At 71.4% G+C, this 13,067-nt stretch carries 12 protein-coding genes; 3 read left to right on the top strand and 9 right to left on the bottom strand.

The window, feature by feature from the left end; genetic code table 11:
- The 3 genes from J7E86_RS27555 to cysS all read right to left on the bottom strand — a co-directional run.
- A partial coding sequence (locus J7E86_RS27555; protein WP_215085367.1) for a DoxX family protein occupies window positions 1–1,385 on the bottom strand: 1,385 nt, incomplete at its 3' end.
- 203 nt (window positions 1,386–1,588) lie between these two features.
- A complete protein-coding gene (rlmB, locus tag J7E86_RS27550; RefSeq protein WP_215085366.1) occupies window positions 1,589–2,539 on the bottom strand; it encodes a 23S rRNA (guanosine(2251)-2'-O)-methyltransferase RlmB in 951 nt (316 codons plus the stop codon).
- A 105-nt stretch (window positions 2,540–2,644) separates the two neighbouring features.
- Window positions 2,645–4,039, bottom strand: coding sequence for a cysteine--tRNA ligase (cysS, locus tag J7E86_RS27545; protein ID WP_215085364.1), 1,395 nt, complete (start codon window positions 4,037–4,039; stop codon window positions 2,645–2,647).
- A 175-nt stretch (window positions 4,040–4,214) separates the two neighbouring features.
- Here cysS and J7E86_RS27540 point away from each other — a divergent pair, with 175 nt between their 5' ends.
- Both J7E86_RS27540 and J7E86_RS27535 read left to right on the top strand, forming a co-directional pair.
- The gene (locus tag J7E86_RS27540; RefSeq protein ID WP_215085362.1) at window positions 4,215–5,354 is read left to right on the top strand and encodes an acyltransferase; all 1,140 of its coding nucleotides are present in this window, start codon (window positions 4,215–4,217) and stop codon (window positions 5,352–5,354) included.
- A 194-nt stretch (window positions 5,355–5,548) separates the two neighbouring features.
- A complete protein-coding gene (locus J7E86_RS27535; protein WP_215085360.1) occupies window positions 5,549–6,790 on the top strand; it encodes an acyltransferase in 1,242 nt (413 codons plus the stop codon).
- Window positions 6,791–6,824: 34 nt separating this feature from the next.
- Here J7E86_RS27535 and J7E86_RS27530 read toward each other — a convergent pair whose 3' ends face one another.
- The 4 genes from J7E86_RS27530 to J7E86_RS27515 all read right to left on the bottom strand — a co-directional run bounded on the left by J7E86_RS27530 (window position 6,825) and on the right by J7E86_RS27515 (window position 9,460).
- Entirely contained in the window at window positions 6,825–7,232 is a 408-nt protein-coding gene (locus tag J7E86_RS27530) for a PPOX class F420-dependent oxidoreductase (RefSeq protein ID WP_215085358.1), read from the bottom strand.
- A 119-nt stretch (window positions 7,233–7,351) separates the two neighbouring features.
- Complete coding sequence (gene ispF / locus J7E86_RS27525; protein WP_215085355.1) at window positions 7,352–7,855, bottom strand: 2-C-methyl-D-erythritol 2,4-cyclodiphosphate synthase; 504 nt, start codon at window positions 7,853–7,855, stop codon at window positions 7,352–7,354.
- Complete coding sequence (ispD, locus tag J7E86_RS27520) at window positions 7,842–8,621, bottom strand: 2-C-methyl-D-erythritol 4-phosphate cytidylyltransferase (protein ID WP_215085353.1); 780 nt, start codon at window positions 8,619–8,621, stop codon at window positions 7,842–7,844. Before ispD ends, ispF begins: the two co-directional genes overlap by 14 nt.
- 356 nt (window positions 8,622–8,977) lie before the next feature.
- Window positions 8,978–9,460 (bottom strand): CarD family transcriptional regulator, encoded by a 483-nt coding sequence (locus J7E86_RS27515; RefSeq protein ID WP_003953493.1) that lies wholly within the window; start codon window positions 9,458–9,460, stop codon window positions 8,978–8,980.
- Window positions 9,461–10,015: 555 nt separating this feature from the next.
- Between J7E86_RS27515 and J7E86_RS27510 the strand changes: the two genes are divergently transcribed.
- Entirely contained in the window at window positions 10,016–10,708 is a 693-nt protein-coding gene (locus J7E86_RS27510) for a DUF461 domain-containing protein (protein WP_215085351.1), read from the top strand.
- 70 nt (window positions 10,709–10,778) lie between these two features.
- Here the strand turns inward: J7E86_RS27510 and J7E86_RS27505 are convergent, their stop codons facing one another.
- Both J7E86_RS27505 and J7E86_RS27500 read right to left on the bottom strand, forming a co-directional pair.
- Window positions 10,779–11,459, bottom strand: coding sequence for a response regulator transcription factor (locus tag J7E86_RS27505; RefSeq protein WP_017242433.1), 681 nt, complete (start codon window positions 11,457–11,459; stop codon window positions 10,779–10,781).
- Between the two features lie 259 nt (window positions 11,460–11,718).
- A complete protein-coding gene (locus J7E86_RS27500; RefSeq protein WP_251019771.1) occupies window positions 11,719–13,002 on the bottom strand; it encodes a cell wall metabolism sensor histidine kinase WalK in 1,284 nt (427 codons plus the stop codon).
- Window positions 13,003–13,067 lie beyond the last annotated feature (65 nt).

The following is a 13,067-nucleotide window of genomic DNA, read 5'->3' as shown; positions in this document are numbered from 1 at the left end:
GTGGCGCTGGGGGTGGCCGCCGCCTTGCCGGGCGGGGTCGGCTTGGGCGTGCCGGGCACGGCCGAGCCGAGCCGGCCGTGGGACGGCGAGCCGGAGCCGGGGCTCTGCGGGAACGGCGAGCCGGGGAGGTTGTTGGCGGGCGGGTCGGCGGGGCCGGGGACCCGGACCACCTGCGAGGAGCGCACGGCCCCGCCGAGGGTGGAGCCGACCAGCAGGGCGATGCCGACCAGGACGGTCGCCATGATGGTGCCGCGCCGCAGGACGCGGCGGCGCAGCTCCCACAGCTCGGCGCGCGGCCCGAGCCGCCGCCAGGCTTCGCCGGCGAGGCGCCCGTCGATGGAGTAGAAGGGCGCGCCCGCGATGACCAGGGGGCTCCAGGCGGCCAGGTAGATGATGTCGGGCGCGTCGTAGGCGGGGACGGTGCGCCAGCTGACCGTGACCAGCAGGGCCGCGGAGAGCAGGACGCCGATCGACGCGGCGAGCCGCTGCCAGAGCCCGAAGACGGTGAGGACGCCGACGACGACCTGGAGGAAGGCGACGGTGAGGCCGGCGCCGACCGGGTGGCTGAGGGCGAGGTCGCGCAGGGGCGAGGCGACGGGCCAGGGGTGCAGCGACGTCAGCCAGGTGACCATGGAGCCGCGGCGGCCGCCGTCGAAGTAGACGGGGTCGCAGAGCTTGCCCATGCCGGCGTAGACGGAGATGAAGCCGAGGAAGACGCGCAGGGGCAGCAGGACGACCCCGAGGTTCATCCGGCGCCCGGGGTAGTAGGCGTGGCGGACGGAGTCGCCGCCCTGGCGCCTGGCCGAGGCGTCGTCCTCCGCGTCCTCGTCGTCCTCGCCGTCGAACTCGTCGTAGCGGTACTGATCTTCGTCGTAGGCACTGCCGGTGGGGCGTACGCCGTGCAGCAGTTGGGTCTCGGGAGCTCTGGGGCCGGTGGGGCCCACGGGGTCGACGAGCTCTCCGCGGCCGGTGTGATCCACGGGACCGCGGGGACCTACGACGGAGGGCTGCGGGTCGCCGACCCGGATGCGCGGGAGCACCTGGGTCGAGCCCGCGTCGCCGCCACCGTGACCCGGGGAGTCCCGTACGGCTTGCAGGAGTTCGGTGGGCGCCGAGTCACCGGGCGCGGTCCGGCCGCTCCACACGACGGGGGCGCGGCGCTTGGCCGCGGCCTTGACGGTGGGCAGCTGTGCCGTGTCGGCGACCCCGGCGAACTGGCGGGCGACGCGCGGGGGCCGGGCGAGCTGCACGCGGAAACTCACATGGTTGACGACGATCTGCGCCGGGTCGGACGGCACTTTCACCGTACTCAGCGCGGGCTGGTCGTCGTACCCGGAAGAGCTTCCCCCCGTGGGTGTGCGGGGTGTTCTGGTGTCCACACTCATCTAACCGAGTGACTTCTGATTAGGACACTGCCTTGACCGGTTCGAACTGTCCGAGACGCGTCAACGCTGCCCACCGCGGGAACACCCGCGACGGACCGGGGCGAGTCCGCCCAGGGATGTCAAGCGCCGGACGGGCTGATTCACCAGCCCGTCCGGCGCTCGAGGACGACCGAGCCGCTGTGCGCGGTGGTCGGAAAAGCCGCTTACGCCCGGCGGCGCGCCGCCTCGTAGAGCACGACGCCCGCGGCGACACCGGCGTTGAGCGACTCCGCGCCACCCGGCATGGGGATGCGGACGCGGTAGTCGCAGGTCTCGCCGACCAGGCGGGACAGGCCCTTGCCCTCGCTGCCGACGACGATGACGACGGGACCGGCCAGGGCCTCCAGCTCGTGCAGCTCGACGTCGCCGTCGGCGGCCAGGCCGACGACCGTCAGGCCGGCCTTCTGGTACGACTCCAGCAGCCGCGTCATGTTGGTGCAGCGGGCGACGGGCGTCCGGGCGGCGGTGCCGGCGGAGGTCTTCCAGGCGCTGGCGGTCATGCCGGCCGCGCGGCGCTCGGGGACGACGACGCCGTGGCCGCCGAAGGCGGAGACGGAGCGGACGACGGCGCCGAGGTTGCGCGGGTCGGTGATGCCGTCGAGGGCGACGATCAGCGGGTCCTCACCGTCGTCGAACGCGGCGGCGGTGAGGTCGTCCGGGTGGGCGTAGTCGTACGGCGGCACCTGGAGGACGAGGCCCTGGTGGTTGAGGCCGTTCGTCATCCGGTCCAGCTCGGGACGCGGGGCCTCCATGAGGTTGAGGCCCTTGTCGGCCGCGAGCTGGAGGGCCTCGCGGACGCGCTCGTCGTTGTCCAGGTACTGCTGGACGTAGAGCGTGTTCGCGGGCACGCCCTCGCGCAGCGCCTCGACGACCGAGTTACGGCCGACGACGAGCTCGTTGGTGCCCTTGGGGCCGCCGCGGCGCGGGGCCGGGCGCTTGGACTCGTGCCGCGTCTTGGCGGCGGCCAGGCGGTTCTTCTTGTGCCCCTTGCGCTCGGACGCGGGCGGGGTCGGGCCCTTGCCCTCCAGGGCCTTACGACGCTGGCCTCCGCTGCCGACCTTCATGCCCTTCTTGTTGGACGTGCGGCGGTTCCTGCGCTGAGTGTTGCCGGCCATGGGTCACCTTGTTTCTTCTACTGCTCAGGGCCGATGGGGACGGCTCAGAAAACGTACGTACGAAAAGTGTCTCTCAGGACGCCCGGCGATGCCGGGCGTCACTGATCAGGACAGCGACCAGCGGGGGCCGGACGGGGTGTCCTCGATGGCCAGGCCGGACTGCTGGAGCTGGTCGCGGATGGCGTCGGCGGTGGCGTAGTCCTTGCGCTCCCGGGCGGCCTGGCGCTGTTCGAGCACCAGCCTGACCAGGGAGTCGACCACGCCGTGCAGATCGTCGCCGCGTCCGGTGGCGGTGCCGGCCCACTGCTCGTCGAGCGGGTCGAGGCCGAGGACGCCGAGCATGGCGCGGACCTCGGCCAGCCGGGCGACGGCGCCTTCCTTGTCGTCGGCGGTGAGCGCGGAGTTGCCCTGCCGGACGGTGGTGTGGACGATCGCGAGGGCCTGCGGGACGCCCAGGTCGTCGTCCATGGCCTCGGCGAAGGCGGGCGGGACCTCGGCGGCCGGCTCGACCGGGCCCGCCTTCTCCACCACGCGCTGGATGAAGCCCTCGATCCGCGCGAACGCGGACTCGGCCTCGCGCAGCGCCTCCTCGCTGTACTCGATCATCGAGCGGTAGTGCGGGGTGCCGAGGTAGTAGCGCAGGACGATCGGGCGCCAGTGCTTGACCATCTCGGAGACGAGGACGGAATTGCCGAGGGACTTCGACATCTTCTCGCCGCTCATGGTGACCCAGGCGTTGTGCACCCAGTACGCGGCGAAGTCGTCGCCGAAGGCCTTGGCCTGGGCGATCTCGTTCTCGTGGTGCGGGAAGATCAGGTCGAGGCCGCCGCCGTGGATGTCGAAGGCCGCGCCGAGGTATTTGTGGGCCATGGCGGAGCACTCCAGGTGCCAGCCCGGGCGGCCGCGGCCCCAGGGCGTCTCCCAGGAGGGCTCGCCGGGCTTGGCGGACTTCCACATGGCGAAGTCGCGGGCGTCGCGCTTGCCGGTCTCGCCCTCGCCGGACGGCTGGCGGAGGTCGTCCAGGTCCTGGTTGGACAGCTCCAGGTAGCCGGGGAAGGAACGGACGTCGAAGTAGACGTTGCCGTCGGCCTCGTAGGCGTGGCCGCGCTCGATCAGGCCGCGCATCATCTCGACCATCTCGGTGACGTGGCCGGTGGCGCGGGGCTCGTAGGTCGGGGGCAGGCAGCCGAGGACGTCGTAGCCGGTGTTGAAGGCGCGCTCGTTCTCGTAGCCGATGGACCACCAGGGGCGGCCCTGCTCCGCGGACTTTTTAATGATCTTGTCATCGATGTCCGTCACATTGCGGACGAACGTCACGTCGTAGCCGCGGTAGGCGAACCAGCGGCGCATGATGTCGAAGTTGAGCCCCGAGCGGATATGCCCGATGTGCGGCGCGGCCTGCACGGTGGCACCGCAGAGGTAGATCGAGACGCAGCCCGGCGTGAGCGGGGAGAAGTCACGGATCTGCCGGGCGCTGGTGTCGTACAGGCGAATGGTCACGCAACCAGGGTAGTGGCCCTCGGGGAGTGCCCCGGGCAATCGGCCGGTTCATGCGCCGGACGCCACACTTTGACCCTCATTTCCTTTTTGCGTCAAAAATGCCCATACACATGGTAATTTCCCGATCAGGCAGCCTCAACTTCCCGGTGAGGGCCCGCGGAACCCTGGAGGGGCGTTGCACTCCACTCTGCCGGTACAGCAGGAGCAGCCGGAGCTGCCGGGGGCGCCGCCCGGGTCCGGGGAGGCGGCGGCCGACGGCGAGCGGCACGGACGGCTGGCCGCGCTGGACGGCCTGCGGCTGCTCGCGGCGCTGATGGTGGTGGCGTACCACTACATGGCGTTCCGCAGCCGCATCTGGGAGCGGCCGGTGGCGGACGCCTTCCCGGCGGCCCATCTGCCGGCGTCGTACGGCTGGCTGGGAGTGCAGCTGTTCTTCCTGATCAGCGGCTTCGTCATCTGCATGAGCTGCTGGGGCAAGACCGTGGGGCGGTTCGCGGTCTCGCGGGTGACGCGGCTCTTCCCGGCGTACTGGTTCGCGGTGCTCGCCGTCACCTTCGTCCTCCACCTGTGGCCGTCGGCCCGCGACCTGCCCTCCCCGCGGGACGCGGCCGTCAATCTGACCATGCTCCAGGCGCCCCTCGGGGTGGACGCCGTCGACGGCGTCTACTGGACGCTGTGGGTGGAGACGCGCTTCTACCTGCTGTTCGCGCTGGTCGTCTGGCGGGGGCTGACCCACCGGCGGGCGGTGGGCTTCTGCGCGATCTGGGCGCTCGCGGCGGCCGTCGCGAAGGCAGTGGACGAACCGGTGCTCGACCAGGTGCTGCTGCCGGACGACTGCTGGTACTTCATCGCCGGGATCGCCTTCTACCTGATGCACCGCTTCCGCCCGAACCTGGTGCACTGGCTGCTGGTGGGGGGCTGCTTCCTGGTCGCGCAGCACGAGCTGGTCGAGGCGCAGACGCGGGCGGAGAGCCATATGAGCCACCGGGTGCCGCACTGGCCGACCACCCTCCTGACAGCGCTGTTCTTCCTGGCCGTGATGGCGGTCGCGCTCGGCTGGACGCGACGGCTGGACCGGCGGTGGCTGACCGTGGCCGGCGCCCTGACCTATCCCCTCTATCTGATCCACGAGCGCGTCGGCTGGCTGGTCATCGGGCGGACCGCCGGCCTGCTGCCGCGCTACGCGCTGCTGCCCCTGATCGTCCTCGGCATGCTGCTGGCGGCGTGGCTGGTCCACCGCTGTGTGGAACGCCCGGTGGCGAGGGCACTCGAACGGGGACTGCGCAGGGCCGTGACGGACATCCGTTCCGGATGACACGCTCGGAGCAGTCACGGCCGCGTCCTCACCCCTCCTGCACAAGCCCTGCACAAGATCGTTTTATGCAAGGGGTTGGAATTACCGGAGTGGCAGGAGATAACTGTCACGGCGGTACGCGGCCGTCCTGTGTCAGCATGCGTGCGACCGGGCCTGCGTAGGATGAGCCGACTTAGCCAATGGGAGAGGACGACATGCGTTTCGCCGGACGAGGTGAACTCGATGGCGGCCAGTCGGCCGTCCAGCGGTCCGCCCCGAGGCTCTACGTCCTGGACGGTCTGCGGATCATCGCGGCCCTGATGGTCGTGCTGTTCCACTACGTCTCCCTGCGCGGCGGCTGGGGACGGGACCCGCAGGAGATCTTCCCCCACGCCCGGCTCTTCGCCCGGTACGGCTGGACGGGCGTCGAGATCTTCTTCCTGATCAGCGGATTCGTCATCTGCATGAGTACGTGGGGCCGCACCCTGGGCGACTTCGTGGTCTCCCGCGTCTCGCGGATCTATCCCGCCTACTGGTTCGCGATCTTCCTGACCGCCGGCGTGATCACCCTGTGGCCGCAGGTGCGCCAGCTGCAGAGCCTGGACGACATGGTCACCAACCTGACCATGCTCCAGGGCGGCCTGGGCGTCTGGGACGTCGACGGCGTCTACTGGACGCTCTTCATCGAGCTCAAGTTCTACGTCCTCTTCGCGGTCGTCGTCGCCACGGGCGTCACGTACCGCAAGTGCGTGCTCTTCTGCGGCGTGTGGACCGTCGCCGCGATCAGCGCCGCCACCGTCGACAACAAGATCGTCGACATGTGGGCCATGCCGCTGTACGCGCCCTACTTCATCGCGGGCATCGCCTTCTACCTGATGTACCGCTACCGGCCCACCGCGCTGCTCTGGGGCATCGTGGCCATGTCGCTCCTGCTCGCCGAGCACCACGTGGCCCGCCGGGTGGCGGACAACACCACCCGGCCGATCCCGAGCTGGCCGGCCTCGCTGATCATCGTCGTGGCCTTCGCGCTGATGGCCCTCATCGCGCTCGGCGCGTTCAACCGGATCCAGTGGCGCTGGCTGTCGACCGCGGGCGCGCTGACGTACCCGGTGTACCTGATCCACCAGTACATCGGCATGACCGTCATCTACGGCCTGCGCGACCGCGTGCCCGCGCCGCTGCTCGTCTCCGGGCTGATCGTGGTGATGCTGTTCGCCGCCTGGCTGCTGCACCGGTACGTGGAACGGCCGCTCGGCAAGCGGCTGCGCACGGCCCTGCTGAAGGGCATGGACGACATGCGCCGCCACTCGGCCCCGGCGGCCGGGAAGACCCCGGCGGCCCCGGCGCAGGACGGCCTTCGCGAGAGCCTTCCCACACCGCAGCGCCTGCGGGTCTTCGACCAGGCGGGCGGCGACAAGGTGGGCGCGGGCAAGGGCGGCCCGTCCGACAGCGTCTGAGGCCCGAGATCCGCCCCGGGGGCGTCCCCGGGCGTCAGATCGAGCCGACGACCTTGCGCGGCGTCACCCGGACCACGACCCGCTCCGCGTCCTGCCCGGCGGCCGGATTGAAGTCCGCGTAGTCCTTGCCGGTGTACTTCCGCGACAGCTCGTCGATCAGCTCCTGGCCGCCCTCGGTGGTCAGCGAGGCCGTGCCGCGCACCTCCGCGTAGGTGTACGGCGCGTTCGGCGGGTTGATCATGACCGTGACGCGCGGGTCGCGCCGGAGGTTGCGCTCCTTGCGCCGGCCGACGGTCGTGGAGATCAGCAGGTCGTCACCGTCGTGCTTGATCCAGGTGACCGACAGCTGGGGGCTGCCGTCGGGCTGGACCGTCGCCACCGTCGCGAAGACGGGCGTGTCGTCGAGGAGCTTCTTCAGGTCGTCGGAGAGTGCGGCTGACACAGCGCGGAACCTTCCCTCGGAGGACGGGCTACGGGCTTCACCGTATGCCGCCCGGGCGCGCGAAGGGGGCCGTACGGGCCCGACCCGGCCCGTACGGCCCCCGGATGGTTCCGCGCGGCTCAGCGCGGCGCGGGGAACACCAGCGCCGTGGCGACGGCCGCCAGGCCCTCCGCGCGGCCGGTCAGGCCCAGGCCGTCGGTCGTGGTCCCCGAGACGGACACCGGGGCGCCGACCGCCCGCGAGAGGACCTCCTGGGCCTCGGCGCGCCGCTTGCCGATCTTGGGCCGTACGCCGATCACCTGGATCGAGACGTTGCCGATCCCGAAGCCCGCGGCACGGACGATCCGGGCGGCTTCGGCCAGCAGGGTGACGCCGGCCGCGCCCGACCACTCGGGCCGGTCCGTGCCGAAGTGCTCGCCGAGGTCGCCGACACCGGCGGCCGAGAACAGCGCGTCGCAGGCGGCGTGCGCGGCGACGTCGCCGTCGGAGTGGCCGGCGAGCCCGTGCGTGGCGCCCTCCCAGCGCAGGCCCGCGCACCACAGCTCGCGGCCCTCCTCGAAGGCGTGCACGTCGGTGCCGATGCCCACCAGGGGCAGCACCTGCGCGTGGCTAGAACCGGTCATTGGCCCTCCTGCGGGCGAGTACGGCCTCGGCCAGGACGAGGTCCAGGGGCCGGGTCACCTTGAAGCCCTCCTCGTGGCCGGGTACCACCACGACCGGGGTGCCGAGGCGCTCGACGAGCCCCGCGTCGTCGGTGGCGCCCTCGCCCTCGGTGGCGAAGGCGGCGAACTTCTCGTGCGCGGCGTCGAGCGTGCGCCGGTCGAAGCCCTGCGGAGTCTGCACGGCCCGCAGCAGCGCCCGCTCGGGCGTGCCGACCACCGGCTCCGGCTCACCCGCGGCGGCGCCGGTGCGCGGCTCGACCTGCTTGACGGTGTCGGTGAGCGGGAGCGCCGGGACGACGGCGGGCGCGCCGTCGCGTACGGCGGAGATGACGGCGTCGACCGTCTCGACGGGCACCAGGGGGCGCGCGGCGTCGTGGACGAGGACGGTGCCGATGTCGCCGGGCAGCGCCCGAAGGCCCAGGTGCACGGACTCCTGGCGGCTCTCGCCGCCGGGGACGACCAGCAGCTCGGCGCGGTCGTGGCCGCTGAGCGGGTAGGCGTCGAGGAGGTTGCGCACCTCGTCGGCACCGTCCGGCGGGGCGACCACGACGACGAGGGAGACGGCGCGGGAGGCGGCCATCGCCCGTACGGCGTGGACCAGCATCGGGGTGCCGCTCAGGGCGCGCAGCGCCTTGGGCGCACCGGGGCCGAGCCGGACCCCGCGGCCGGCCGCGGGGATGACCGCGGCGGTGCGCGAAGGGGTGACGGCGGGGGCTCGATCAGACATTGCGTTCGCGTTCAGGTTTGCTTCCTCGGCCGAATTGGGTATGGCCTCAGCGTGCCGGGCACGACGCCCCGACCAGCCCTTCCGTGACAACTGGTCGAGTCGACTGCCCGGGCCCGGCACGCCAAGCACGGCGTGAACCTCGGCGCCCCTGGGCGCCGCGAGAGCAGAGATGCCGCAGCGCCCGGCGGATGGCTGTCGCCATCACGCGGGCACCGCGGCACTTCCGTACATCCAGCATCCAGCACCTGCGGACGTCCCGTACCGGTCCGCCGCGGGCCGACACCGCTTCCGCGGTGGCGTCGCACACTGCGCGACCAAGCACTGACATCAGTCCGGCACTGACGGCCGGCACTGCGTCAGGACGCGAGAACCTCGTCGAGCAGGGCCTCGGCCTTGTCCTCGTTGGTGTTCTCCGCGAGAGCGAGCTCGCTCACCAGGATCTGGCGCGCCTTGGCGAGCATGCGCTTCTCACCGGCGGAGAGACCGCGCTCGCGCTCCCGGCGCCACAGGTCGCGCACGACCTCGGCGACCTTGATCACGTCACCGGACGCGAGCTTCTCGAGATTTGCCTTGTAGCGACGGGACCAGTTCGTCGGCTCTTCCGCATACGGTGCCCGAAGCACCTCGAAGACCCGGTCCAGCCCATCCTGGCCGACCACATCGCGCACACCGACGAACTCCGCATTGTCCGCCGGCACCCGAACCGTCAGGTCACCCTGGGCGACCTTCAGCACCAAGTAGGTCTTGTCCACGCCTTTGATCTGGCGAGTTTCGATGGCCTCGATCAGCGCGGCCCCGTGATGGGGATAGACCACGGTGTCGCCAACCTTGAACGTCATGTGACAGGTACCCCTTCCGTGGCTATCCAGTCTAACACGGGAACTGCCCGTTCTGAATGGCGTTTTCGCAGGTCAGGGCATATCTCAGGGCTTGACAACAGCAACCGGAACGTGCTGCGGGAGGGTTCCGGAAGCGGGTATTCGCAGGTCGGAGCGGTTCTTCGGGTGGGGCGAAACGGGCACGTTACACGTGTCGGGGGTCACTCGCGAGCGGTCGAACGTCCCGTTTTGCCGGGGTCCGGTCGGCGGACTTCCGCTACTCCGTTCGGGGCGGACCGCCCGTGGTCATCCGGATTCGGGAATTGATCACCCCGTACTTGATCAATTCCGGAAGGACTTCCCGGAGCCCCCCGTATTCCGCACCGATAATCCTTCGCGCGCCCCGTCGGCCTTCCTCCGGACGTTCCCTCGGCCCTTCATGGGCGATATTCGGCCGTGCACCCGACGGGGGGCTAGTTGACCATGGGGGCGGGTCGGGTGCGGAGCTCCGGAGAGGGCTCGGTAACCTAAGGCCGCTGACACACCTCTTACTTCGTCCAAGGAGATGCCGCCGCCGTGAGCAGCAGCCTTCGACGCGGCACTCTCGCCGCTTCCGCCCTCGTGCTCTCGATCGCCTCGCTCTCCGCCTGTGCGGCGGGCAACAGCGCACAGACGCTGGAGGTCAAGCCGGACAACGCCGCCACGTCGGTCGGCGACATCAAGCTCCAGAACATCAACGTGATCACCCAGCCGGACCTGGAGGCCAAGGGCCCGGCCGTGATCACCGGCAAGGTCTTCAACAACGGCCGCAAGGACCAGACGCTCCGTGCGATCACCCTGGTCGGCAAGAACGCCCCCGTGAAGCTCACCCCCGCGGGCGGCTCCGGCGGGCTCGTGGTGCCCGCGGGCGGCTCGATCGTCCTCGGCGGCAAGGGCAACCCCTCCGCGGTGCTGCCCAACGGCCGTGAGGCGCTCAAGGACGGCGAGCAGCAGATGCTGACCTTCGACCTCAGCGAGACGGGTGAGGTCAAGATCGGGGCGTTCGTCGTCCCGGCGAAGAGCTACTTCAAGGAGTGGGGCCCCGCCGAGCCCGCCGCGTCCCAGCCGGCCGGCAAGCCGAGCGCCGACAAGGGGGCCAAGCCGAGCGGCAGCGCCTCCGCGACCCCGTCGGGCGCCGCGGGCACCGCGGGCGCGCAGCAGGGCGCCGAGCGTCCCGCGGGCACCCAGGGCGAGCAGTCCCCGGGCGGCCAGCAGCACGCCGGCCACTGACGTGCCACGCCGAGGGGCCCGGAAGCGCGTGCTTCCGGGCCCCTCGGCGTGTCTGTCGTCCGGGTGGGGCCTACGGCTCGAACTTGTAGCCCAGGCCGCGGACGGTCACGAGATAGCGCGGCGCGCCCGGGTCGGGCTCGATCTTGGCGCGCAGCCGCTTGACGTGCACGTCGAGGGTCTTGGTGTCCCCGACGTAGTCGGCGCCCCACACGCGGTCGATGAGCTGCATCCGGGTCAGCACGCGGCCGGCGTTGCGCAGCAGCATCTCCAGGAGGTCGAACTCCTTGAGGGGCAGGTCGACCTTGCCGCCGGAGACGGTGACGACGTGCCGGTCGACGTCCATCCGTACGGGCCCGGCCTCCAGCGCGGCGGGCGTGACCTCCTCCGGCTCCCCTCTGCGGCGCAGGACGGCCCTGATGCGGGCCACCAGCTCCCGGGAGGAGAAGGGCTTGGTCACGTAGTCGTCGGCTCCTATTTCCAGGCCGACGACCTTGTCGATCTCGCTGTCCTTGGCGGTGACCATGATGACGGGCACGTTGGACCGCCCCCGCAGTTGCCGGCAGACCTCGGTGCCGGGCAGGCCCGGCAGCATCAGGTCGAGCAGGACGAGGTCGGCGCCGTTGCGCTCGAATTCGTCCAGTCCGTCGGGCCCGGTGGCCGCGACGGCGACCTCGAAGCCTTCCTTGCGGAGCATGTAGGACAACGCGTCGCTGAAGGATTCCTCGTCCTCGACGACGAGCACACGGGTCACGGGCTGACCTCCGGTCGGGTGGTCTCCGGGCCGAACAACGCGGCCCGGAACGAACAGTCCGCGCCCACACCGGCCGCGGGGGTCCGGGGGATCGCTCCCCGGAAGACTGCAGTCTCGCCCTCGACGACGAGCACACGGGTCACCGGCTGACCTCCGGTCGGGTTGCGGGGTGGTGCGGCGTGGTGCGGAACCCGGCCTCGTCCCCCGCGGCGGGCACGCCGGTCACGGCTGGGCCTGCGGTCGGGCCGTGACCGGGGGATCATGAGCGGCTCCCCGTGGCGGGGAAGTGGTCCTCGGTGAACGTTCCGTCGGCGGCGCCCTGGCTCTCGGACTCCTCCGGGCCGATCAGCGGGCGGTTGCGCTCGCGGGTGCGGGCCCGCTCGCGGTCCCGTACGGCACCGGCCTCCGGCAGGCGCAGCGTGAACGTGGAGCCCTGGCCCTCGGCGCTCCAGACCGTGACCTCTCCGCCGTGCGAGGCGGCCACGTGCTTGACGATGGCGAGTCCGAGACCGGTGCCGCCGGTGGCGCGGGAGCGGGCCGGGTCGACGCGGTAGAACCGCTCGAAGATCCGCTCGCGGTCCTTCTCCGTGATGCCGATGCCCTGGTCGGTGACGGCGATCTCGATGAGGTCGCCGCCGGGGGCGGTGATGTGGCGGGCCGCGATGCCCACGCGCGTACGGGCGGGGCTGTAGTTGACCGCGTTCTCGACGAGGTTGCCCAGGGCGGCGGCGAGCTGCCCGCGGTTGCCCCAGACGTGCAGGTCGGCGGCGCCGCCGGCGGCCATCGTGATCTGCTTGGTGCCGGCCTGGTGGCGGCAGCGGTCGATGGCCTCGGCGACGAGCTCGTCGACCCGGACGGGCTCGGAGTCCTCCAGCGGGTCGTCGTTCTGGACCCGGGAGAGGTCGATGAGCTCCTGGACGAGGTTGGTCAGCCGGGTCGCCTCTATCTGCATCCGGCCGGCGAAGCGGTGGACGGCCTCGGGGTCCTCGGCGGCGTCCATGACGGCCTCGGAGAGCAGGGAGAGCGCGCCGACCGGCGTCTTGAGCTCATGGCTGACGTTGGCGACGAAGTCGCGGCGCACGGCCTCGATGCGGCGGGCCTCGGTGAGGTCCTCCACCAGCAGCAGGACGAGCCGGGAGCCGAGCGGCGCGACCCGGGCGGAGACCGCCAGGGCCTCGCCGCGGCCGGTGCCGCGGCGCGGAAGGTCGAGCTCGGCCTGGCGTATCTCGCCGTCCCGCCGGGTGTCGCGGGCCATCTGGCTCATGGATTCGACGGCGAGCTTGCCGCCCCGTACGAGCCCGAGGGCGTACGCGGCGGAGCTGGCCTTGACCACGCCGTCGCTCTCGTCGAGGACGACGGCGGAGGAGCGCAGCACCGACAGGACGGTGTCCACGCCGGGCGGCAGGACGGCGTCGGTGTGCAGGGAGCTGCGGGTGGGGCGGGCCTGGTCACGCTCGCTCCAGCGGAACGCCAGCATGGCGATCACTCCGGTGCACAGCCCGGCGATCGCTGCCGCTGCGGCGACGGCCGCGTCCACGTTCATGAGTCCAGGTTATGCGGGGGCACCGACACATCCACAGCCAAATGGGGGGCGCCTCGAACATACGT

The organism is Streptomyces sp. ISL-11, assembly GCF_018614525.1.
GTDB lineage: Bacteria > Actinomycetota > Actinomycetes > Streptomycetales > Streptomycetaceae > Streptomyces.
Note: the sequence above shows the minus strand (reverse complement) of the source record. Positions and strands in the feature narration are given on the sequence as shown.

What these genes read in the sequence shown, in the direction of transcription:
- rlmB (WP_215085366.1), bottom strand. Translation starts at nt 2,539, where the DNA reads ATGGCCGGCAACACTCAGCGCAGGAACCGCCGCACGTCCAACAAGAAG.
- J7E86_RS27535 (WP_215085360.1), top strand. Translation starts at nt 5,549, where the DNA reads ATGCGTTTCGCCGGACGAGGTGAACTCGATGGCGGCCAGTCGGCCGTC.
- ispF (WP_215085355.1), bottom strand. Translation starts at nt 7,855, where the DNA reads ATGACCGGTTCTAGCCACGCGCAGGTGCTGCCCCTGGTGGGCATCGGC.
- ispD (WP_215085353.1), bottom strand. Translation starts at nt 8,621, where the DNA reads ATGTCTGATCGAGCCCCCGCCGTCACCCCTTCGCGCACCGCCGCGGTC.
- J7E86_RS27515 (WP_003953493.1), bottom strand. Translation starts at nt 9,460, where the DNA reads ATGACGTTCAAGGTTGGCGACACCGTGGTCTATCCCCATCACGGGGCC.
- J7E86_RS27500 (WP_251019771.1), bottom strand. Translation starts at nt 13,002, where the DNA reads ATGAACGTGGACGCGGCCGTCGCCGCAGCGGCAGCGATCGCCGGGCTG.